Annotated in this window: 20 protein-coding genes; 7 read left to right on the plus strand and 13 right to left on the minus strand. The window is 70.8% G+C overall.

Annotated features, from left to right (window positions below; translation table 11 throughout):
* Window positions 1-2: 2 nt before the first annotated feature.
* The 6 genes from WMF36_RS31285 to WMF36_RS31310 all read right to left on the minus strand — a co-directional run bounded on the left by WMF36_RS31285 (window position 3) and on the right by WMF36_RS31310 (window position 6,625).
* Window positions 3-956 (minus strand): DUF58 domain-containing protein, encoded by a 954-nt coding sequence (locus tag WMF36_RS31285; RefSeq protein ID WP_437574425.1) that lies wholly within the window; start codon window positions 954-956, stop codon window positions 3-5.
* Between the two features lie 18 nt (window positions 957-974).
* Window positions 975-1,979, minus strand: a complete 1,005-nt coding sequence (locus WMF36_RS31290) for an AAA family ATPase (RefSeq protein WP_437574426.1) — start codon at window positions 1,977-1,979, stop codon at window positions 975-977.
* A gap of 98 nt (window positions 1,980-2,077) precedes the next feature.
* Window positions 2,078-4,015 (minus strand): hypothetical protein, encoded by a 1,938-nt coding sequence (locus WMF36_RS31295; protein ID WP_437574427.1) that lies wholly within the window; start codon window positions 4,013-4,015, stop codon window positions 2,078-2,080.
* 333 nt (window positions 4,016-4,348) lie between these two features.
* Window positions 4,349-5,233: a response regulator transcription factor gene (locus WMF36_RS31300; protein ID WP_437574428.1), complete on the minus strand. Its 885-nt coding sequence runs from the start codon at window positions 5,231-5,233 to the stop codon at window positions 4,349-4,351.
* Between the two features lie 121 nt (window positions 5,234-5,354).
* A complete protein-coding gene (locus WMF36_RS31305) occupies window positions 5,355-6,020 on the minus strand; it encodes a hypothetical protein (RefSeq protein WP_437574429.1) in 666 nt (221 codons plus the stop codon).
* Window positions 6,020-6,625: a hypothetical protein gene (locus WMF36_RS31310; RefSeq protein ID WP_437574430.1), complete on the minus strand. Its 606-nt coding sequence runs from the start codon at window positions 6,623-6,625 to the stop codon at window positions 6,020-6,022. The genes WMF36_RS31305 and WMF36_RS31310 overlap by 1 nt, the downstream gene beginning before the upstream one ends.
* Before the next feature lie 452 nt (window positions 6,626-7,077).
* Between WMF36_RS31310 and groES the strand changes: the two genes are divergently transcribed.
* From groES to WMF36_RS31325, 3 genes are all read left to right on the plus strand, one after another.
* Window positions 7,078-7,368 (plus strand): co-chaperone GroES, encoded by a 291-nt coding sequence (gene groES / locus WMF36_RS31315; protein ID WP_437478775.1) that lies wholly within the window; start codon window positions 7,078-7,080, stop codon window positions 7,366-7,368.
* A gap of 33 nt (window positions 7,369-7,401) precedes the next feature.
* Window positions 7,402-9,030: a chaperonin GroEL gene (gene groL / locus WMF36_RS31320; RefSeq protein ID WP_437574431.1), complete on the plus strand. Its 1,629-nt coding sequence runs from the start codon at window positions 7,402-7,404 to the stop codon at window positions 9,028-9,030.
* A 120-nt stretch (window positions 9,031-9,150) separates the two neighbouring features.
* Complete coding sequence (locus WMF36_RS31325; RefSeq protein ID WP_437478779.1) at window positions 9,151-9,684, plus strand: GNAT family N-acetyltransferase; 534 nt, start codon at window positions 9,151-9,153, stop codon at window positions 9,682-9,684.
* Between the two features lie 93 nt (window positions 9,685-9,777).
* Here WMF36_RS31325 and WMF36_RS31330 read toward each other — a convergent pair whose 3' ends face one another.
* Both WMF36_RS31330 and WMF36_RS31335 read right to left on the minus strand, forming a co-directional pair.
* Complete coding sequence (locus WMF36_RS31330) at window positions 9,778-10,305, minus strand: TrmH family RNA methyltransferase (protein ID WP_437478781.1); 528 nt, start codon at window positions 10,303-10,305, stop codon at window positions 9,778-9,780.
* A 15-nt stretch (window positions 10,306-10,320) separates the two neighbouring features.
* Entirely contained in the window at window positions 10,321-11,157 is an 837-nt protein-coding gene (locus tag WMF36_RS31335; protein ID WP_437574432.1) for a PDZ domain-containing protein, read from the minus strand.
* Between the two features lie 64 nt (window positions 11,158-11,221).
* On the opposite strand from WMF36_RS31335, the gene asnS reads away from it, so the two are divergent.
* From asnS to WMF36_RS31355, 4 genes are all read left to right on the plus strand, one after another.
* Window positions 11,222-12,562: an asparagine--tRNA ligase gene (gene asnS, locus WMF36_RS31340; protein WP_437574433.1), complete on the plus strand. Its 1,341-nt coding sequence runs from the start codon at window positions 11,222-11,224 to the stop codon at window positions 12,560-12,562.
* Window positions 12,563-13,308: 746 nt separating this feature from the next.
* Window positions 13,309-14,046 carry a class II glutamine amidotransferase gene (locus WMF36_RS31345; protein WP_437478787.1) on the plus strand — a complete coding sequence of 246 codons (738 nt, stop codon included), beginning with the start codon at window positions 13,309-13,311 and terminating at the stop codon, window positions 14,044-14,046.
* Between the two features lie 28 nt (window positions 14,047-14,074).
* The gene (locus WMF36_RS31350; RefSeq protein WP_437574434.1) at window positions 14,075-14,773 is read left to right on the plus strand and encodes a hypothetical protein; all 699 of its coding nucleotides are present in this window, start codon (window positions 14,075-14,077) and stop codon (window positions 14,771-14,773) included.
* Between the two features lie 41 nt (window positions 14,774-14,814).
* Entirely contained in the window at window positions 14,815-15,729 is a 915-nt protein-coding gene (locus WMF36_RS31355) for a patatin-like phospholipase family protein (protein ID WP_437574435.1), read from the plus strand.
* 49 nt (window positions 15,730-15,778) lie between these two features.
* Here the strand turns inward: WMF36_RS31355 and WMF36_RS31360 are convergent, their stop codons facing one another.
* The 5 genes from WMF36_RS31360 to WMF36_RS31380 all read right to left on the minus strand — a co-directional run bounded on the left by WMF36_RS31360 (window position 15,779) and on the right by WMF36_RS31380 (window position 21,837).
* Complete coding sequence (locus WMF36_RS31360; RefSeq protein ID WP_437574436.1) at window positions 15,779-16,264, minus strand: hypothetical protein; 486 nt, start codon at window positions 16,262-16,264, stop codon at window positions 15,779-15,781.
* 129 nt (window positions 16,265-16,393) lie between these two features.
* Window positions 16,394-18,328, minus strand: coding sequence for a beta-ketoacyl synthase N-terminal-like domain-containing protein (locus tag WMF36_RS31365; protein ID WP_437574437.1), 1,935 nt, complete (start codon window positions 18,326-18,328; stop codon window positions 16,394-16,396).
* Window positions 18,325-19,236, minus strand: coding sequence for a hypothetical protein (locus WMF36_RS31370; protein ID WP_437574438.1), 912 nt, complete (start codon window positions 19,234-19,236; stop codon window positions 18,325-18,327). Before WMF36_RS31370 ends, WMF36_RS31365 begins: the two co-directional genes overlap by 4 nt.
* Entirely contained in the window at window positions 19,233-21,545 is a 2,313-nt protein-coding gene (locus WMF36_RS31375) for a beta-ketoacyl synthase N-terminal-like domain-containing protein (protein ID WP_437574440.1), read from the minus strand. The genes WMF36_RS31370 and WMF36_RS31375 overlap by 4 nt, the downstream gene beginning before the upstream one ends.
* 25 nt (window positions 21,546-21,570) lie before the next feature.
* The gene (locus WMF36_RS31380) at window positions 21,571-21,837 is read right to left on the minus strand and encodes a phosphopantetheine-binding protein (protein ID WP_433927994.1); all 267 of its coding nucleotides are present in this window, start codon (window positions 21,835-21,837) and stop codon (window positions 21,571-21,573) included.
* Window positions 21,838-21,917: the final 80 nt, after the last annotated feature.

Here is a 21,917-nt window from a genome sequence, read left to right on the forward strand (position 1 = left end):
CGCTACCGGAGGAAGCCGCCTCTGCGGAACACGCGCAGGATCAGCTCGTCGAAGGGGACGGACACGTCGGCGCGGAAGTAGCTCACCTGCCGCGACGTACAGAAGCGGCGGATCTCGTCGAGGTACTGCTCGTACGCCTCGGCGTAGCGATCCAGCACCTTCGCGGTCACGGTGACCTCGCGCTCGTCGCCGGTCTCGCAGTCGTAGACGCGCACGTCGCCGCGCAGCGCGGGCCGAGCCTCGCGCGGGTCGACGATGTGGAGCACGAACGGCTCGAACCGGTTGTACCGGAGCACGTTGATGCCGCGCTCGAAGCCCACCGGATCGTAGAGGTCGCTGAGGATGACGGCGAGCCCGCGCCGCTTGTGCTGCGCCACGAAGGTCTTCATCGCCTCCCCGAGATCGGTCGCGCCGCCTTTGCGCGCCTCCCCGAGGAAGCGGAAGATCCTGAAGATGCGCGCCTTGCCGCGGGTCGACTGCATGCGCCCGCTGATCTCGTCGGTCGCGGTGACGATCGCGATGCGGTCGAGGTTGGCGAGCCCCACGTACGCGAGCGCCGCGCAGAGGCGCTTCGCGTGGCGCAGCTTCGCGCCGTCGCCGAACGCCATCGACGCCGACGTGTCGAGGATGAAGTAGATCGAGAGATCTTCCTCCTCCTCGTAGAGCCGGATGAGGAGCCGGTCGAAGCGCTGGTACGCGGCCCAGTCGAGGTACCGGAAATCGTCGCCGGGGGCGTAGTCCCGGTGATCGGCGAACTCGACCCCGGAGCCGGTCTTCTTGGTCCGCCGCTCCGCGCGCATCGCTCCCGAGAAGACGCGACGGCTCACCATGGCGAGGTAGTCGAGCTTGCGCTGGAACTCGTCGTCGAAGAGCTCCTCGTCGGGGGCGCCGGCGGAGAGCGCTGAGAGCCGGCGCAGCGGCGCGGCGGCCCTCTTGAACGCGTCGAAGAGCCCCATGCTACCCTAGGCGGCGCCTCATTTGCTCTCCGGCAAGTGCTTGAGGATCGCCTGCAGCACCTCGTCGGTCTTCACCCCCTCGGCCTCTCCCTCGAAGTTGAGGAGCACACGATGGCGCAGCGCGGGCAGCGCGCACGCGCGCACGTCGTCGACCGACGCCGCGAACCGCCCCTCGAAGAGCGCCCGGATCTTCGCGGCGAGCAGGAGCGCCTGCGCCCCGCGCGGCGACGCGCCGAACTTCACGAACCGCTTCACCTCGTCGAGGCTGTCTCCCTCGGTGGGGTGGGTGGCCTGCAGGAGCCGCACCGCGTAGTCCTGCACGTGCTTCGCCACGGGCACCTCGCGGACGAGCCGCTGCATCGCGATGATCCGCTCCCTGTTGAGGACCGGGCGCGCCGCGACCGCGTCGGTCCCGGTGGTCCGCTCGAGGATCGAGTTCAGCTCGTCGCGGCTCGGGAACGGCACGTGCAGCTTGAAGAAGAACCGATCGAGCTGCGCCTCGGGCAGCGGGTAAGTCCCCTCGCTCTCGAGGGGGTTCTGCGTCGCGAGGACGAAGAACGGCTCCTCCAGAGTGTAGCTCTGCCGCGAGACCGTGACCCGGTGCTCCTGCATGGCCTCGAGGAGCGCGCTCTGCGTCTTCGGCGTCGCCCGGTTGATCTCGTCGGCGAGGACGATGTTCGCGAAGAGCGGCCCCTTGCGGAACGAGAACGACCGCTGCCCGCCCGCGCTCTCATCGATGACCGTGGTGCCGATGATGTCGGCGGGCATCATGTCGGGCGTGAACTGGATGCGTGAGAACTGGAGCTCGAGCGCCTCGGCCATGGTGCGGACGAGCATCGTCTTGCCGAGCCCCGGCACGCCCTCGAGCAGCGCGTGCGAGCCTGCGAGCATGCACGTGAGCACCCCATCGATCACCTCGCGGTTGCCGACGATGACCTTCCCCACCTCCTCGCGCAGCCCTCCGATGCTCGCGCGGAACTCGTCTACCTCGGCCCGCGCTGCTTCCTTCGTCTTCTCGGCCATAGCTTCCTGCTTCGTGCCCGCTGTCGTGGAGCGCCGCTAGAGTCGCGGAACGCCGCTGGAGTAGAGAGGCGCGGTCGCGTTCGAGCCGCCGGCTCGACTCACTCGCGCGGCCTGATGAGCTGGAAATACCGGTTCACGTAGAACCGGTATCCATCAGGGATCTGGTCCTTGTTGATCTGCTGCTCCGCGACCGTGTGGTAGTCCGTGAAGACCTTCTTGTAGCCGGTCCCCTTGAAGCCCCGCTCGGCGGCGCTGAGGATCACCTCGCTGTTCGACGGCCCCTGCTGCGTGTCGAGCCCCTGGGCCTGGACGTCCTGGGTCCCCATCTTCGGGTCGGTGCGCTTGCCTGCGACCTCGCCGCCGCGGCTGGAGCCGGCGCCGTCGCCCCCGGGCTGATTGCCGCCGTTGCTGTTGCCCTGGCCGCTCCCCTGCCCGTCCTGCCCCTGCCCCTGCCCGCCGGGCATCAGGATCTTCTTGCCGCCGGGCCCGATCACCAGCTCCTGACCCTTGCCCTGACCGCCCTGGCCCTGACCGCCCTGGCCTGGCTGACCGTTCTGGCCTTCCTGCTCGCCGTCGCCCTGCCCCTGCTGGCCCTGCCCCTGCTGCTCCTCGCCGCTGCCCTGGTTGCCGCGCGCGCGCTTGCCGAAGCGGAGCATCCTCGCCATCCGCTGCTTGCCGCCCTGCCCTTGCTGGCGCACGAGCTCCCGGAGCTCTTCGAGCCGCTGGCGCAGCTCTTCCTTCTCCTGCTCGGACATCTCCTCCTGCTGCATCCGGTTGATGTCCTCGGCGGCCTGCTCGAGATCGTCCGCTGACATCCCGAGATCGCGCATCAGATCCTCGGCGGCCTTGGCGAGCTCTCGGTCGAGCCGGTCGAGCTGGCGCCCCGTCCGCTCCTTCTGCTCGGCGTCGCGGTCGAGCCGCTCCAGCTCGCGCTCCTTCTTCTTGAGCAGCCGCTCCTCTTCGGACTTCTGCTGCTCGTTCGCGGAGGCCTTCTGCTTCTGCTTGAGGAGCTGCTCGCGCACCTCGGCCCGCTTCTCGTTGATCGCGGCGAGGGCCTCCTTGCGGCGCGAGGCCGCCTCGGCGAGCGCCTTGCGCAGCCGCTCGATCTCGGCCTTGTTGAACTTCTGCTTCTTGTCGCGGAGCTTCTCGGCGAGCTCCTTCAGGTCTTTCTTCGCCTTCTCGAGGTCCTTCTTCTCGAGGGACTCCCCCACGCCCTTCGCCAGGTCGCTCTTCTTGAGATCGATCCCGGTCTCCTTCAGCGCCTCTTCGAGCGCCTTCAGGTCGGCCTCGGCGCCCTTGAGGAGCTCGCGCTCGAGCGCCTCCATGCGGCGGAACGCCTCGGTCCGATCGAGGCGCTTGTTGGCGATGTCCTCGATGAGCTGGTTGAACCGCTCGACCGCAGACTTCATTTCCGGGCTCTGGTCCTGCCGGTCGAGCGCCTTCGCCGCGTCCTTGAAGAGCTCGAGGTCGTCGGGCGACATCGCGAGCGCGTCGATGGTCTGCGCGACAGGCGCTTGCTTCCGCGGGATGCGCACCTCGAGCAGCGCCACCGCGAGCACGCCGAGGCCTACCGCGGCCGAGGTCCAGAGCTCGCGCGGGAACGCGAGCGGCGCGGCGCCGGCGGGGCGCAGCGTTGCCGCGTGCTCGCAGGCGTCATCGATCGCCGCCTCCATCAGGGGGGTCCGCTGCGCCGCGGGCAGCTTCTCGAAGGCGAGGGCGTTGGTCAGCCGGTCGTGAAGACCGTGGTGCCGGTCGAGGGCGATCGTGCCGGCGCGGGGAGGCAGGCGGCGCAGCATCGCCAGCGCGAGGGTGGCCAGCACGAGCAGCCCCGCGCCGAGCAGGATCTGCCGCGTACGCGGCTCGCTCAGGTGCGCGGGGAGCGCCTTGTGGACCGCCAGCGTCCCGGCTGCGAGCGCCAGCGCGAGGGTCAGCGCGGTCGGCAGAGCGCGCAGCGCGCGTCCGAACCGGAGCCTCAGCTCGACGGCAAGCGCGGCGCTGCGGATACGGTCGAGATGCTTCGTGCGAGAGTCGCTCACGGTGCTCAGCGCTCCGGACGCCCCCCGCGGGGGCCCTCGAAGAGGAAACGTCGCAGCATTGTACCCGCTGATGGGTCAGGCGCCCGAAAGTTCCTGGGAGGCTGCGCGCGACGCGTGAGGGCATGACGCGCGGCGAACCCCGATCATTCCCGCGCAGGACAGCCACTGCGCTCAGCGGACTTCCGGCATCGATCGCGCTCCCGGGAGTGCGCGAGGGCTCTTCCTCCGATTTCCGACCGGATGGATCCCCTGCGCCCTGGCGCCAGCAGGCGAACGCGTGCGTTCTATGGGAACGACGTGACCGGGCGCGCGCACGGCGCGGCCCAGGGTGGCTTACTTCGCCGTCTTCTTCTTGGGTGCCGCCTTCGTGACGGCTGTCTTCTTCACCGCGGCCGGCTTCTTCGCCGCGGCCTTCTTGGGCGCCGCTTGCCTCGCGGCCGGCTTCTTCGCCGCGGCCTTCTTGGACGCCGCTTGCTTCGCGGCCGGCTTCTTCCCCGCGGCCTTCTTGGGCGCCGCTTGCCTCGCGGCCGGCTTCTTCGCCGCGGCCTTCTTGGACGCCGCTTGCTTCGCGGCCGGCTTCTTCCCTGCGACCGGCTTCTTCGCCGCGGCCTTCTTGGGCGCCGCTTGCTTCGCGGCCGGCTTCTTCGCCGGCGGCTTGGCGGCCACCTTGTTCGTCGCAGCGCCGTTCGCCGCCGACTTCTTCGCCCCGGTCGCGCGCGCGGCGGACGGTTGCTGCGCGCGCGGCGCATCCGTCTCGCGCTCCTCGCCTGCTGCGCTCGGCTGGCCCTTGCTGCCGTTCGCTTCGGGCAGCTGCTTCGCGTAACGCGCGAGCGTCTCGCGCACCCGCGCATCGAGATCCGCGAAGTCGAACGGCTTGTTCAACCAGGCGTCCGCGGCGAAGAGCGGCGACGTCATCTCGTTCAGGTTCTCGCCGATCCCGGTGAGCATGATGACGCCGGTGCTCGCGAACGGCCGGCCGTCGGACGTGTCGCTCTTCAGCCGCTTGCAGATCTCCCAGCCGCTCATGCCGGGCATCATCACGTCGAGGATCACCAGGTCCGGCTGGTGCTCGCGCGCGAGATCCCAGGCGGAGTCGCCCTCGGAGGCCTCGATCACGGAGAAACCCAGGTTCCTCAGGTGACGCGCAACGAGGCTCAACATCGCCGGTTCGTCTTCGGCCACCAGCACACGGGGCGGCATCATGCTCGCGGAAGGCATCGTGGATGCGGATGAGAGTACGTGCGCGCGAACCGGTCAAGAGAGAACGAGCCCGCGCGGCCACGACCGGCGCTCGGAGCCGTCCCCCAAGGACGACCCCGAGCGCCGGTCGCGGCCGCGATCAAGCGGCTCGCGCGAGGGCTATCTTTTCCGTCTGCCCCGCCGCGTAGAAGCGTCGAAGCGCGGCGAACAGCTCGGCGTGCCGGCCGCGGCGGGCAAACTGGGCCTCCAGCCGGCCCGCGAACCGCGCCGCGAGATCGTTCGCGATCCGGTAGCGATCGCCGGTCTCCGTGCCCGGGGGATCCATGAAGGTGACGCGCTCGAACAGGTGGGCGCGGATCCGCGCGGCGCGCTCGGGCTCGAAGCACGCGGGCCCCGGTGGAGCGACCTCGCGGCGGCGCCGGAGCGGCGGGCCGGGAGGCTCCACCTCCTCGGCCAGACCGCCGTGGACGAGCAGCACGTACTTGTCCACCTCGGCCTGGAGCTCGAGCTCGAGCTGGGTCGCCGGGAGCTCCCTGCGCGCCCGCTCGGCCACATAGATGAAGTGGCTCACCCCCTCGACGATCTGGCAGATCTCGTCGAACGTCCCCTCTCGCCCCCGCGTGATCGCGCGGCGGGGCAGGTGCAGCGCCACCTCGATGTCCCCGTCCGCGTGCCGGATCAGCAGCGCTTCGCGCGCCCTTCCGTCCGTCGGCCGGATGAAATCGTCGACGGCGGGCGCGTCGTCGAGCGCGTAGGTGCGCGCGAGGTGCTGCTGGATCCGACCGGGGAAGGTCGCGCCCGGCATCAGTTGAGCCCGCCCGTGCCACGGCCCGGCACGATCCCACGCGCCCCGAGCTCCTCGGCGAGGCGGCTGGAGCCGGTGCGGACCCAGCGCTCGTACAGCCGGAGCACCGAGCGCTCATCCCGAGCACCGGACGCGAGCGTGCCGTCGGCCACATCGTTCAAGACGCTCACGAAGCGCTCGAATTTCTCGGCCATCTCCGAAAGGACATCCGGGCCCTGGCCGACGCGCGCGTTGAGGCGCAGCATAGCGGCGGCATGGTGGTAGGCGGTCGACCCGACCCCGACCACATAGCCGCGATCGACGCCCTTGAGCTCGATGTGGCCGCCGAAGAAGCCGACCACATAGAGGACGCCATCGCCGAGGTTGCGCAGCCGGCGGAAGCGCTCGGCTCCGGAGGCCTCCAGGGCATCGCGCAGGAGAAAGGTCAGGGGTTGGTTGAAGGCGGACTCGGCGTGCTCGTCCGGGTGAGCGAAAGCACAAAGCAGACTGACCAGGTAACTCGACGCCGCCTCGGTCGCGGTGACGTTCCGAACTCGGAGCGCCTCGTCCACAACCTCTTGGAAGTAGCGGGTCATGCTCGGGGACAGAGAGATCGCTTGGCTCACGGGGGCACCTCACCTGCGCGGGCGCCCTGGATACCGACGTAACCCGGGCCACCGCGCGCTCAGGCCAACCAGACACGTCCTGTCGGCCTCCATCGGGCTGGAGACCGTGAGGGCGTCGCGTCACGCTGCTGCCGCATTTCCGCCCTCATAGGCTCACTCTAGCCGATGGCCCTGACCGAGCCCAGCCTCACACCCCGCACCTTTCCTTGGGATCTTCAGCATTTACAGCCACCCCAGCGCCTGGCTGCCAGCCCGCAAAGTGCCGGACTGGCCCGCGCTTGACACCCCGGAGGGGGTGGCTATCTTCCGCGCGCTCGCTAGCACTCCCATGAGGTGAGTGCTAGCAAAGTGCCCAGACTGCAATCGTATGGGACCTTGCGGCAGCTCAGGCGGGCTGTCTGGGTCCTGCCGTCTCGAGGGACGCGGCCGCTCGTCCCCGGAGGATTCGCAAGATGAAGATTCGACCGCTCCAGGACCGCGTGATCGTTCAGCGCGTGAAGGAAGAAGAGAAGACCAAGGGGGGTCTCTACATCCCGGACACGGCGAAGGAGAAGCCGATCGAGGGCACGGTCATCGCCGTCGGCAACGGCAAGGTCGGCGAGGACGGTACCGTGCGGAAGCTCGACGTCAAGGAGGGTGATCGCATCCTCTTCGGCAAGTACTCGGGCACCGAGGTGAAGATCGACGGCGAGGAGCACCTCATCCTCCGCGAGGACGACATCCTCGGCGTGATCGAGAAGTGACGCGGGCGACAGCAGGAACTTAGGAGAGACACCATGGCAGCCAAAGAAATCATCTACAACGAGTCCGCCCGCAGCATGATCCTCGCGGGCGTCAACGCCCTCGCCGACGCGGTCAAGGTCACCCTCGGCCCGAAGGGGCGCAACGTCGTCATCGAGAAGAGCTTCGGCTCGCCGACGGTCACCAAGGACGGCGTCACGGTCGCCAAGGAGATCGAGCTCGAGAACCGCTTCGAGAACATGGGCGCCCAGATGGTCCGCGAGGTCGCCTCGAAGACGAGCGACATCGCCGGCGACGGGACGACCACCGCGACCGTGCTCGCCCAGGCGATCTACCGCGAGGGCTCCAAGCTCGTCGCGGCCGGCCACAACCCGATGGAGATCAAGCGCGGCATCGACAAGGCGGTCGAGGCGATCGTGGCGCACCTCCACAGCACGGCCAAGCAGACGAGGGACGCGAAGGAGATCGCGCAGGTCGGCACGATCAGCGCGAACGGCGACGAGACGATCGGCAAGCTCCTCGCCGACGCCATGGAGAAGGTCGGCAAGGAGGGCGTGATCACGGTCGAGGAGGCCAAGAGCTCCGACACGACCCTCGACGTGGTCGAGGGCATGCAGTTCGACCGCGGCTACCTCTCGCCGTACTTCGTGACCGACCCCGAGGCCATGAAGGCGAACCTCGAGGACGCCTACATCCTCATCTCGGAGAAGAAAATCTCCAACATGAAGGACCTGCTCCCCGTGCTCGAGGCGATCGCCAAGAGCCAGAAGCAGCTCCTCATCATCGCCGAGGACGTCGAGGGCGAGGCGCTCGCGACCCTCGTCGTGAACAAGCTCCGCGGCACGCTGCACTGCGCGGCCGTGAAGGCGCCGGGCTTCGGCGATCGCCGCAAGGAGATGCTGAAGGACATCGCGACCCTGACGGACGGTCAGGTGATCGCGGAGGAGCTCGGCCTCAAGCTCGAGAACGTCACGATCAGCGATCTCGGCCGCGCCAAGACGGTCATCATCGACAAGGACAACACCACGATCGTCGGCGGCCAGGGCAAGAAGGACAAGATCAAGGCCCGGCAGCAGGAGATCCGCGCCCAGATCGAGAACACCACGAGCGACTACGACCGCGAGAAGCTCCAGGAGCGGCTCGCGAAGCTCGTGGGCGGCGTCGCGGTGGTCAAGGTCGGCGCTGCGACCGAGACCGAGATGAAGGAGAAGAAGGCCCGCGTCGAGGACGCGCTCCACGCGACCCGCGCGGCCGTCGAGGAGGGCATCGTCCCGGGCGGCGGCGTGGCGCTCATCCGCGCGCAGAGCTCGCTCGAGAAGATCCAGGTCAACGACGAGCAGCGGTTCGGCGTGAACATCATCCGCCGCGCCATCGAGGAGCCCCTCCGCCAGATCTCGGCCAACGCCGGCGAGGAGGGCTCGATCGTCGTGCAGAAGGTGCGCGAGGGCAAGGACTCGTTCGGCTACAACGCGGCGTCGGGCAGTTACGGCAATCTGCTCGAGATGGGCGTCATCGATCCGGTCAAGGTCGTCCGGTCGGCGCTCCAGAACGCGGCCAGCGTCGCCAGCCTGATGCTCACCACCGAGGCGCTCATCGCCGAGCGGCCGAAGGACGAGAAGGCGGCGGCCGGCGGGGCCCACGCGGGCCACGGCCACGACTTCTGATCGCGGCGCGGGCAGCTAAGCCCGGCGGGCGAGGGCCGGCTTCCTCCTGGGGAAGTCGGCCCTTCGCCATTTCGACTTCCGGCAGGCCGCGACGCGTGATCTGATCCGCGTAGGTTCGCGATGAGCACCCTGACTACCGAGCGCCTAGATCTGACCCCGGTCTCGCTGCCCCTGCTCGAGGCGGTCATCCGCGGAGATCGCCTCGAGGCTGAGGCGATCTCCGGCGCGCGCTTCCCCGACGCCTGGCCCGGGCGCGCGCTCGTCGAGCGCGCCTTCAGCTCACCCCTCGACCGGCTGCGCGAGGATCCGGACGCCTTCCTGTGGGGCACGCGGCTGATGGTGACGCGCGGGCAAGAAGAGCGCGTCGTCGTGGGCAGCGTGGTGCTGAACGGCCGGCCCGACGCGACCGGGACGGTGGAGATCGGCTACGGCGTCGAGGGCAGGTCCCAGGGACAGGGCTACGCGACCGAGGGGTCGCGCGCCGTCCTGCGCTGGACGCTGCAGCAGGCGAGCGTGAGGCGCGTGATCGCCACCACGCCGGCCTGGCACCGCGCGTCGCTCCGGGTGATCGAGAAGCTCGGGATGCGCCCTGCCGGGACGCTCGATCACGACCTCCTGGGCGAGCTCCTCGTCTTCGAGCGCTTTCGCGAGTAGCGGCCCCTCGCCCCGCGCGGACACCGCGCGGCGGCGCGGCTCAGCCTCCCGGCGCGGCTCAGCCTCCCGGCGCGGCTCAGCCGCCGGCGCGGCTCAGCCGCCGGCGCGGCTCACGCCGCCGCGCGGATCGCGCCGCCGAGCCCACTCGCACAAGGTCATGCCTGCGGCGATCGCCACCGGGTACGAGTGGTTGATCCCGTACATGGGGATCGCGATCACGTCCTCGCACGCGTCGAGCAGCACCGGCGGCAGCCCGTCGTCCTCGCTGCCGAAGAGGAAGACGAGCCCGTGGGGCAACGGCGCCTCCCAGAGGGTCCGCCGCGCGTGATCGCGCTCGACGCCGATGAGCGGGCGGCCGCGCGCCGCCTCCAGGAAGGCCGCCTCGTCGGGGCACTCGACGAGGGTCTCGTACTTCTGCATGCCCATCGAGGCGCGCTCGTAATAGGGCTCGGTCCCGATCAGGAAGATCTCCCGCACCAGGAAGGAGTGCGCGACGCGGATGATGGCGCCGATGTTGAACGGGTTCTTCGCGCGGCAGACGGCGATCGAGAAGTCATTCCGCAGGGGGGCGAGCTCTTCGCGGATCTCCAGGGTGGTGAGCCCGAACGGCGGGATCTTCACGGCGCGCTGGCTCCCTTACTCGGCGGCAGAGAAGCGATCGAACAGCGGATAGATGGGTCCCTCGTGGACCCTGAGCCGCTCGGTCGCGCCTGTGGTGTGCTTGACCAGGAGCACGAGCCCGGCGCGCGGCGCGGCGTCGAACACGCCCCGGATCGCGGCGACCGACAGGCGTCGCACAGGCCGCCCCGCGATCTCGAGCACCTCGTCGCCCTTGCGGAGCCCGGCGCGCTCGGCGGGCCCCCCCTCCAAGGTCCGCGAGATGAACGCGGAGCCCGAGTGCAGCTCGTACCAGAAGCCGAGGCCGAGCTTGGCGTGGGCCGGCTCGAACGCCAGCGTGAGCCAGCCGCCCCCGTCGAGCTCGACCTCGATCTCCGCGGCGGCGCGCTGCGTATCGGTCGGCCGGCCGATGTCGCGTACCCCGATCGGCGTGTCGAGGAGCGCGTCCGACTCCCAGACCTCCACGCGGAGCCGATCCTCGGGCGAGATATGAAAATTTCCGCTGGGAGCGTCGGGCCACGTCGGGTCCAGGGTGTCCGATTGCACCTTGGTCCGAAAGACCTCCTCGCCGTTGACCAGGATGCGGGCATAGGGGTCGGGGAGGCCGCCCGCCTCTGGATCCCAGGCTCGACCGTCCCGCGTGCGTTCCGGGATCCTGGCCTGGACGATCCGGAGCCACCGGACGTCCTCAGGCGGCGGAGGATGCAGCTCCTGCCCTGGAGGGGGCTCGTGGAGCCGCGTCGCGAGCTCCGGGTAGAGGAACGAGCAGCCACCTGCGGCGAGCAGGATGCTCCCTGCGGCGAGCAGCTTGGACAACACAGGCGCGCAGAGCGCGCGACGCTTTCGGAAGGCCACGATGGCGCCATTTTTGGCCGGAGCCGGCGTCAGCCGCAACTAAACCGTGCTATTTCGGGCCCCCATGCAGGACTCGCCCGTCATCGCTACCAGCGACCTCAGCGAGCACGTCGACAGCAGGGTCGTGCTCCGCGGATGGCTCTACAACAAGCGCTCAAGCGGCAAGCTCCACTTCCTCGAGCTCCGCGACGGCTTCGGCACCGTCCAGTGCGTGATGGCGAAGAGCGACGTCGGCGACGAGGTCTTCGCGGCGGCGGACAGGGTGACCCAGGAAAGCGTGATCGAGGTCACGGGTCAGGTGAAGGCGCACCCGAAGCGCGCCGGGGTGGTCGAGGTCGTCGCGTCCGGCTTCCGCCTGCTCGGCCCTACCACGGGCGAGTACCCCATCTCCCCGAAGGAGCACGGGACCGATTTCCTCATGGATCACCGCCACCTCTGGCTGCGATCGAGGCGGCAGCACGCGATCTTGCGCGTGCGTCACACCATCATCCAGGCCATCCGCGACTTCTTCGACGGGCGAGGGTTCACGCTGGTCGACGCGCCCATCTTCACGCCGAACGCGTGCGAGGGGACGAGCACGCTCTTCCAGACCGATTACCACGGCGACAAGGCGTACCTCACCCAGTCGGGGCAGCTCTACATGGAGGCAGCGGCGGCCGCGTTCGGGAAGGCGTACTGCTTTGGCCCCACGTTCCGCGCGGAGAAGTCGAAGACCCGCCGCCATCTGGCCGAGTTCTGGATGGTCGAGCCCGAGGTCGCGTTCATGGACCTCGAGGGGGATATGGACCTCGCGGAAGACTTCCTCTGCTTCATCGTCGAGCGCGTCCTCGAGCGGCGCCGGCCCGAGCTCTCCGTGCTCGAGCGCGACGTCACGAAGCTCGAGGCCGTCAAGAAGCCGTTCCCGCGCATTCGTTATGACGAGGCCGTCGCCCTCCTGAACGAGGCGCGCGTGGAGAAACGTAAGATAGCGGCAGAGTCTGGAGTTCCGGACTTTCCCTGGGGCGAGGACCTCGGCGGCGAGGACGAGACGATCATCTCCAGCCGGTATGATCGCCCCGTCATGATCCACCGCTATCCGGCCCAGGTGAAAGCCTTCTACATGAAGCGCGATCCGACGGACAACCGGCTCGCCCTCTGCGTCGATGTCCTGGCGCCTGAGGGCTATGGTGAGGTGATCGGGGGCGGGCAGCGCGACGACGATCTCGCTACACTCGAGCGGGCAATCGAGACGCATCAGCTGCCCCCCGAGGCGTTCAGCTGGTACCTGGATCTGCGCCGGTATGGCACCTTCCCGCATGCGGGCTTCGGGCTGGGTGTCGAGCGGAGCGTCGCCTGGATCTGCGGCCTGCCCCATGTGCGCGAGACAATCCCGTTCCCGCGTATGCTGAATCGGCTCTCGCCTTAGTGCCGCGCGTCAGAGGTCCTGACGGTATGTCTGGCCACCGCTCTGCCGCGCCTCGCGCGCCGCGCGGGGCTGCTCCTCGGGTCTCGGCCGCGCGCTCTGCCCCGAGGCCGCGGATGCACAGCGGCCGCTGCGCAGCGGCCCGCGGTGCAGCAGCCGCCTGTGCCGGCCGCACGTCGCGAGGCCAGCGCGAGCTACCGGCGGGGCGGCCGAGCGCTGGAGGAAGCGCGCCACGGCGCGATGCGCCACGGCCTCGACGCGATGAGCCGACGCGTAGAGCAGAGCAGACGAGGCTAGCCGCTCGCGGGGGAAGGAGCGGGAAGGAGAGGGAAGGAGCGGCAGGTAGGAGCGCGCCGTGCGAGGAGCGTGAGTAAGAGGTAACGCGACCGGCACCGGCGGCACCGACACAACGAGAACGAGCGGCGGGCAGTGTGGTCAAGCCGTGCCCGCGACCAGCGTCGCCGCTGGGGATCCGTTTTTGCTCCGCTTGCAGGGCGACTCTGTCGTATCAAGAAAGCATAGGGCGCAACCCGCGACCCACGCTCACTCGGCCGACCGACGGAGCCACCCCTGCTTGCAGATGAGGGAGCGCTCTACCGGCGAGCCGGACCCTGCCCCCGCCCCCCGGCCCAACTCGCGAGGACAAAGCTATGGCTCGTCTCGTCGGCTTTATCGGTAACCGTCCGGATCTCGGCGCGCGTGCGATCGAGCTTGAAGACCGTGCCCTCACGGTTCGGCGAAGGGAGGGCGTGATTCCTGGCTGGGGCGTCGGCTTCTACCAGGGAGGAGAGATTCTCCTCAAGCGCCGGCCGATCGACGATCGACCCGAGATCAGCCTGGTCGATATGACCAAGGATGTGCGCGCCGACATCCTCGTGGCGCATGTCCGGGCTGCGACGGTCGGCAGCCTGCGCACCGAGAACACGCACCCGTTCCGCTACCGGCAGTGGCTGTTCGCCCACACGGGCACGGTCGAAGGGTTCGCCCGGCTGCGGAGCCAGCTGAGCGACTCGCTGCCGCAGTTTCTCCAGCGCGACGTCCGCGGCGAGACGGACAGCGAGATCCTCTTCCACCTGTTCCTGTCGTTCCTCCACGACAGCGGCCAGCTTGATCGGCCCAACGTGGACGCGGCGAGCGCGCGGGCGGCCCTCCGGTCCTCCGTATCGCTCGTCGATCGGCTCTGCGCGGAGGAAGGGGCCGGACCGAGCGCGATGAACATCGTGGTCACGAACCCGGAGTACCTGCTCGCAGCCCACGGCGGCACGCCGATGGCGTACCGCATCTACCAGGGCAGCGACGACATGGAGCGGCTCCTGAGCGACGGCGGCCTCGGCCGGATGCGCATGCCCGACTACGCCGCGAGCCGGTTGACGCTCGTCGCGTCGGACTTCGACGACGACCAGGCCCCCGCGGGGTGGACCGACGTCGGCGAGCGTGCGATCGTGACGTTCACGCGCGCCGATGCTCCAGCGATCGAGCCGATCTGACCGCCCCCATGGCCCGCAGGGGGCCGGGGTGCATGCATGGCCGGCCGGCGTCCCCGACGCCTCGCAAGCGCCGCCGGCGCTCCCTTCGCTGCTCATCGCCGTGCTCATCGGCTCATCCCTCCTGGGGTGCGGATTCGGAGGAACGGCCTCGTTTCCCGCCGCTTCCGAGCTCCCCGACGAGCGTCGCCGCCCGGACGGCGTGGCGATCGATCCGGCGAGCGCTCCACCGCAACCCGCGAACCAGGCAGACGCCAGCGACAGCGTCGTGACCCTCCGGACGCCGCTCGGGGTCGGCCTGGCGCTGGACGTCGTGGCCGAGTTCTTCAAGCGGATCATCGCCGAGGACAGCGAGGCGCTGAGCGAGCTGCTGACGCGCGATGCCCTCGCGATCCACACCGGCTCCGGCGGATCGGGGCAGCCGCCGAGCGCCGGGCTCTGGTGGGAGCAGCGGTTCCGGCGGCTCGAGTACGGCAAGCTCGCCGGAGAGCCGGTCTACCGGGAATCGGAGCTCCAGATCTTCCGGGCGGAGGACGTGCTCGCGACGCCGCAACACCCAGCGATCCAGCCCGAGACGCTCGACGACCAGGACATCGTGATCCGCGTGCCGATCATGACGGCTCGGATCGCGGCGGATCGGCTGCTCGGCGACGAGCTCGTGGTCTGGCTGCGGCGAGACGGACCGAGATTCAAGATCTACCGGCTGCTCGAGGACTTCCAGCTACAGTAGGCTTTGCGCTTGTGCCACATCTCCGACAAGATCAGGGCTCGATGAGCCGCCTCAAGATCGCGTTCGTTGGCTCCGGGGGGGCGGCGCGAGGCCTGGCGCACCTCGGCGTGCTGAAGGCCTGCGAGGAGCTCGGGATCCATCCAGAGATCTACGTGGGCGCGGGAGCTGGCGCGCTGGTCAGCGCGACGTACGGGCAGGACATCCCGCTCGATGTGCTGCTCGACGCCTACCGCCTCCCGTGGAGACGGCGTCACCGCGGACCTCGCCTCCACGTCTCGAGCTTCTTCGGACCGCCCGCGCTGCGCGATCTGCTCGACCCGGGGTACCTCTGCTCGGGGGTGTTCTCGATCGATCGGCTCGAGCGCTATGTGCGCCGGACGCTGCCGATCAACGATTTCCGACAGCTGCCGCACGCGGTCTACGTGACGGCGGTCGACGTGGACAGCGCCAAGCGCGTCGTGTTCGGCCCGGGCTACGACGAGGCCACGCCGATCAGCCAGGCGGTGGCCGCGAGCTGCTGCGTGCCCGGCCTGTTCCGGCCCTACCGCATCAACGGCCGCTATCACCTGAGCGGCGAGGTGATCCGGACGCTCTCCGCCGACGTGGCCGTGAACGCTGGCGCGAACATCGTGATCATCTCCAACATCTACCGTCCCGAGGAGCGCGACGAGTCGCAGCGCTCGATCGCGAGGAGCGGCGCGCCCGGCGTCGTCCGGCAGTCGCTCAGCATCCTCCTGGCCGAGAAGGAGCGCCGCGGCGTCGAGCTCCTCTCGAAGCTCTACCCGAACGTCACCTTCCTCGACGTGGCGCCCGCGATCGGCCGATACAGCTACATGAACCGGTTCGCCGCGAAGCCGCTCGTCCTGCGCGGCTACCGCACGGCGCTCCGCGTGCTCGCCGCCGCGAAGGAGAAGGGCGTCTTCGATGCCCCCTCATCGAAGAGCGCGCTGAACTAGCTCCGCCCCCTGCGTCGCTCGACGGCGCCACAGGGCAGCGGCCGAGCGGCTACATCCCCGCGACGATGCGGTACTCGTCCTGGTGCTCCACCAGCTCGAGACGGTTGTCGTCCACCTTGCGACGCCACTCTTCGCCCTTGCGACCCGGGATGCGGTAGCTGGCGCTGAAGGTGTAGTCGACAAAGATGAGGTCATCCTCCCTGAGGACGCGCCGGTAGCGGATCTCGTAGCGGATGGCGCGCGCGTCCTGGAACTTGCCGTTGAGGTACTCGCGCAAGCCGGCGTAATCGAGGTCGTCCGCCGCGTCGATGTTGCCGCCGTCCTCGTAGTACTTGGGCGAGACGAGCTGGAGCAGCGCACCGATGTTCTTGCTCTCCACCGCGTTGCGGTACTTCTCGCAGAACGAGATGATCTTGCGGTTGTCGTCGTTGTCCTCGACGTCCGTGTTCGGGATGTAGTGGGTCGCGCAGCCGGCGAGGACGGTCGAAGCGACGACGAGGAACGAGGCGACAGCTTTTGTTTGGCGGCAGAGCATACGCGGGCAGGACAACGCTCAGGGGAAGTAGCTGATTCCAGCCGGGGACCTTGCCAGATCGAGGTGCAGATCGGCAAGCGAAGCGATCAAGACCACGGCGGATGACACGGACGGGCACGGGCGTACCCGCTACCCGTGCTCATCGAGCCAGCGGAGGAGGGCGAGATGACCGACTGGCCCCTCGTGGTCGACAGAGAGGTCGAGCTCGACCTGGCGCAGGCGCCCGGCGTCGCCGGGTGCCGCCTGCCCGGCGTCGCCGGGTGCCGCCTGGAGGAGGAGCGCGACGGCGCCGCAGGCGAACGGGCGGTGCTGCGCTCCGGTGAGGCCGAGCAGCTCGCGCGCGACCGGCCCCGCGTCGTCGGCCGCGACGACGACCATGCGATCGGCGTCGGAGGACGCGACGAGCTCTGCCGCGGCGCGGAGCGCCTCCAGCGCGCCGCCGAGCCCGGCGCCGACCGCGAAGCTCGGCCCGGTGAGCTGGTACGCGATGGCACACTCACCCGCGATCGCGTTCGGCGACGTGGCGGGAAAGAGGCGCGGCTCGACAAAACGGGCGCCGCGCGCGCGGCGGCGGGCGTCGTAGACATCGTTTGTGTCGATCGTCGCGAGCGCATGGCCCGCGACGATGCCGGCGCCCCGCAACGAGTCGGCGCCGACGACGTCGGCGAGGGCCGCCACCGCGGTCAGCCCGAGACGGCAGAGCGCGTCGAGGCGCGCAAGGCGGTCGCGCGCGATACCGGTCGCCTCGGCGAGGCGTCCAAGATCGAAGCCCGTCACGCGCGCCTCTGCGCGAAGGTACACGGGGCGAGCGCGCCGCGGCGTTCGGCCGCTCGCGCAGGACGTGAGCAAGAGCGCGGCGTTGGCGCCGCCGAAGGCCGCCGAGAGCTTGAGCGCCGCAGCGAGCGGGCGCGGCTCGGCGCGCTCGAGCAGGAGGGCCGGAGCGTCGGGATCGAGCTCGCCTTCGGACGCCGCCGGAGGGGCGATGGACGCCGCGAGGGCAGCCGCGGCCGAGAGCGTCTCGAGCACGCCCGCGGCCCCGAGCGTGTGTCCGATCTGCGCCTTGAACGGGTGGACCACGGGCGGAGGGAGATGGACGCCCGGCGGCTCGCCCGAGCCCTCCGCGGGGCAGGGCGTCGCGAGCAGCGCGGCGATCGCGCGCGACTCCATCGCGTCGTTGTAGGGAGTCGCCGTCGCGTGGGCGCTGACGAGGCCGACGCGCGAAGCAGGCCACCCGGCGTCGGCGAGCGCCGCAGCGCCGGCGCGCATGAGCCCGGAGCCCGTCCGATCCGGGGCGGTGATGTGCACCGCGTCCGTGGAGGCGCCGAAGCCGGCGACGCGAACCATCACCGGGGCGCCGCGGCGGCGATCCTCGCGGACGAGGGCGACGACGGCCGCGCCCTCGCCGAGCGCCATGCCGTCACGGCCGAGGCGGAAGGGCCGCGACCTGGACGCCGTCGTCGCGCGGAGCGCCTCGAAGCCGGCGGCGACGAAGGTGCTGAGGGCGTCGTAGCCGCCGGCGAGCACGAGATCGCAGGCGTCGCGATCGAGCCAGCGGAGGCCGAGGCCGATGGCCAGGGTGCTCGCGGCGCACGCGGCGAGCAGGTGCGTGCGCCGCGGGGTCCGCTCCAGCCCGAACGCGGCGAGCGCATCGTTGAACGGCGCGAAATAGGTCGCGCCCGAGGCCAGCGCGGCGAGCGAGGCGGCGTCGGCCCCCTCGGCCCGCGCAGCGAAGAACCGCTCTGCGGTGAGCATGCCGCCGCTGGACGTGCCGAGGGCGATGCCGATGCGCTCGCCCCGCCAGCCCGGGCGCACGCCCTCCAGCGCCGAGAGCGTCTGCGAGAGCGCGGCCTTCAGGAGATCGGTGGCGCGATCGGTCCCCGGAGCGACGCCGAGCGCTGCGGGCGCCCGAGCGGCGAAGGGCCGCAGGAGACCGGCACGCACGAGCCCTTCGTCGCGCGCGATCGCGACAGGCGCGGGCTCGCCAGCGTCGGGGACGCGGTAGGCGAGAGGGCCGAGGCCGAGCGCGGAGACAGCGCCCGAAGCGATGACGCAGGCATCGCTCATGAGTCGTCCCCCGGCCCGATCGCATCGGGATCGACGAAGGCGCGCGGATCCGGCGCGCGGTCTCGCTCCTCGGCCTCGCAGATCACCGTGACGAGCAGCCCGGTCGACGCCTGCGCGTAGCGGACGTGGCCGCAGCCCATGCCCTGGGCGATCACGATCTCCTCATCGAGCCGGCGCCGGCGCGCGCCCTCCGCCGACCACGTCGTGCGGCGCGCGCCGATCAAGCCGCGGTCGTTGATCCGCAGATCGATCACGGCGTCGCCGTCGCGCAGGACGAAGGCGGCCGTGCTCGCGGCGCGCTCGTACCAGAGCAGCGTCCCCGCTGCCGGGTGGAGCATCCACCAGCGCAGGAAATCTACCGGCAGGCCGCGGAGCGATGCCCGTGGCGTCGCGGCATCTCCGCGCTTCAGCAGATCGAGCGCGGGGACGGCGAAGCGGAAGCGGTCGCCGCGTGCCCACAGATCGAGCGCGGTGGTGCCGCCTGGCCCGAGGAGGATCATCCGGAGCGCGCCCTCCGGCTCGAGGACCGCGCTACCCGCCGCGCGGGCGCTCCCGTCGATCGCTGGCGGCGCGATCGCGATCGCGCCGCGGGCCTCGAGCACCTGGCCGGTGCGCGGCTCCCGCAGCGCCAGGCGGACGCGGAGCGTGCGCGGGCCGGCCCCCTCGACCTCGCGGCGGAGATCTGCGAGGCGCTCTCGCCCCTCGCGCCACCCCGAACGATCGGGCCGCGCGGCGGACGTGCCCGGCGACGGGAGAGGCAGCATCCGCGCGAACTCGGCGTCGAGCGGGCTGCCGCGCCGCGCGACGTTGGCGGCGCAGGCGGGGGCGCACGCGAGCGAGAGCAGCAGGCACGCAGCGCTCACGAGGCGGCGCACACGGCGGCCGGGCGCAGGCAGCGATGTCGTCACGCGTCGCCGGGAGCGACCAGCAGGATGGCGTATCCGCGGTCGGGTGCGCCGCCCAGGATGAGCACGCTCGCGAGGGCGCCGCTCGCGATTGCCGCGACCGCCGCAGCCGCAGCGAACCCGCCAGCGCCCTCGTGATCGCCTGCGCGCGGCGCCAGCGTGGAGCACGGAACCTCGGCCCACGGCGAGCCCCGCAGGCAGGCGACGATGCGCTCCGCCTTCCGCCCGACGAACACGGCGGCGGGCGTCGGGACGCTGGGCTGCACGCGCTGCGCGACAGCTTCGGGAGGGCCGGGGGGCGCCGGCGCCGGCGCTCCCGCGAGCATCCCCGCGCCGTCGCCGCGCCAGGAGCTCCACCAGGCCACCGTCGCCATCGGGCGCGCCCCCCGCTCGCGCACCCGCGCGGCGCTCTCGAAGAGCAGCACGGCGGCGCCCTCGCTGCGCACGCCGCAGCTGACGACCTGCGAGCAGATCGGACCGAGGCACCGCTCGACCATGGGGCTCGCCTCCTCGACGCTGCCGGCGGCGAGCACCTCCCCTTCCCCGGCGGTGATGAGCTCGATGGCCGTGACCATGGCCGCCTCCGCGGTCGCGCCGAGATCGGCCATGGCGAACACCGGCCCGCGGAGGCCAAGGTAGATGGAGGCGTGCCCGACCGGTGACGAGGGGACCAGGTTCGGGAAATCGGCGGGGCTCGCGTACTTCGCCCCCTTGTCGTAGATGCGCCGCATGTAGGCCGTCGAGGCGTCGACGCTGCCGAAGGAGGCGCCGACGATGGCGCCGGGCAGGGTGCGGCTCGGCGCGACGTCAGCCGCCGGGTCGCCCGCGCCGGCATCGCCCTGAGCCGCGCCACCGAGGCCGGCATCCGAGATCGCCGTGAGGATCGCGGCCGTCGCCAGGCGGCCGGCGCGATCGAGCCGCCTCGCGCGCGCGAGATCGAGGTGCGCGCCCGTGTTGAAGGCGATGGGGCCCTCGGGTGGCGGAGGGCCGGGCTCGAGGTACGCGGCGCCGCCGCGGGACGCGAGGACGCCGAGCGGACCGATCGTCGCGGCCGCCGTCACGACGACCGAGCGCCGCACAGGCGCGCTGCCGACGCCGAGCGGCGGCGGAAACCGATCGGGCTGCGTGAACACGAGCACGCTGTCCGTGCCACCGAAGCCGAAGGAGTTCGACATCGCCGCCCGGATCGGCGCCTCGCGCGCCTCCTTGAGGTGCAAGAGCTGGCACGCCGGATCGACCTCCTCGAGGCCGCCGGTCGGCGGCATCACGCCGCGCGCGATGGCGAGGGCGGTGATCGCCGCCTCGACCGCGCCCGCAGCGCCGAGCGTGTGCCCGATCTGCCCCTTGGACGACGAGACGGCGATGCGGCTCACCTCGGCGCCGAGACAGGCGCGCAGGGCGGCGCTCTCCATGACGTCGTTCAGCGGCGTCGCGGTGCCGTGCGCGTTGACGTAGTCGAGATCCGAGGGCGAGAGCGCCGCGCACCGGAGCGCGTCGCGCATGACGCGGGCGGCGGTGCGCCCCTCGCGCTCGGGGTTCGTGATGTGATGCGCCTCGGCGCCGGTCGCCCATCCGCGGAGCTCGACGATCGGCTCCGCTCCCCGCGCGCGCGCGGCATCCTCCGACTCGAGCAGCAGGAACGCCGCAGCCTCGCCCAGGTTCAGCCCGGCGCGCCGCCGATCGAACGGGCGGCACGGATCCGGATCGACGGCCGCGAGGGCGCCGAAGCCCGTGTACGTCAGCCGGCACAGGCCGTCGGCGCCCCCCGCGAGCACGCGGGTGGACAGGCCGGCGCGGAGCCAGGCCGCGCCCAGCAAGACGGCATTGGCGCCGCTCGAGCAGGCGCTGCAAACGCTCCTCACCCGGCGGAATGGGCCGACGACGGCGCGGACGTGATCGGCCGTCGACGAGAGCGGGTGCGAGAGCATCCGCTTCAAGGGAGCGATCGCGCTGGGATCGTGCGAGAGCCAGGCGAGCAGCTCCTCCGTCTCGAACATCCCGGCGGTCGTCCCGCCGACCACCAGGTCGACCGGCATGGCCCCGGGGTCGACGCCCGCGTGTGCGAGCGCCTCGCGGGCCGAGAGCACGGCCATCGCGTCGGTTCGAGACCACCCTTCCGCCTCGCCCGGCGGAGCGACCTCCTCGGCGGAGAGATCGCGGACCTCCGCGGCGATGCGCGCGCGCGCCCCGGGGATCTCGAACAAGGAGAGCGGCGCGAAGGCCCGGTCTCCTGCGATGAGCCGGTCCATCGTCGCCCTCGCCCCGCGCGCCAGGGGCGAGACGACGCCGATGCCCGTCACCCAGATTCGCACGCTCGAACGGCTCTCTGCGGCGGGATCACGCGGCCGCGGTCGACTTGAGGATGTGGGCCACGAGCGCGTCCACCGATGCGAAGATCGGCCTCGCCTCGTCGCCCTCCGGGATGCGGACGCCGAACCGCTCCTCCACGCTCATGGCGAGCTGGAGCGCGTCCAGCGAATCGAGGCCCAGCCCCTCGCCGAACAGCGGCGCGGCGTCGTCGATGTCGGCCGGCGTCTTCCCCTCGAGGTTCAGCTCCTCGACCATGAGTTCTTTCAACTTCTGCCGCACGTCCTGCGCGTTCATGAGCACGTCCCTGCGGGGTAGCACAATCTCGCGCCATTCTACCAGGGGGCAGCGCTTTTTCTGACGGTTTGGTAAAGAGG

Origin of the sequence: Sorangium sp. So ce887 (genome assembly GCF_051521455.1) — a bacterium.
GTDB lineage: Bacteria > Myxococcota_A > Polyangia > Polyangiales > Polyangiaceae > Sorangium.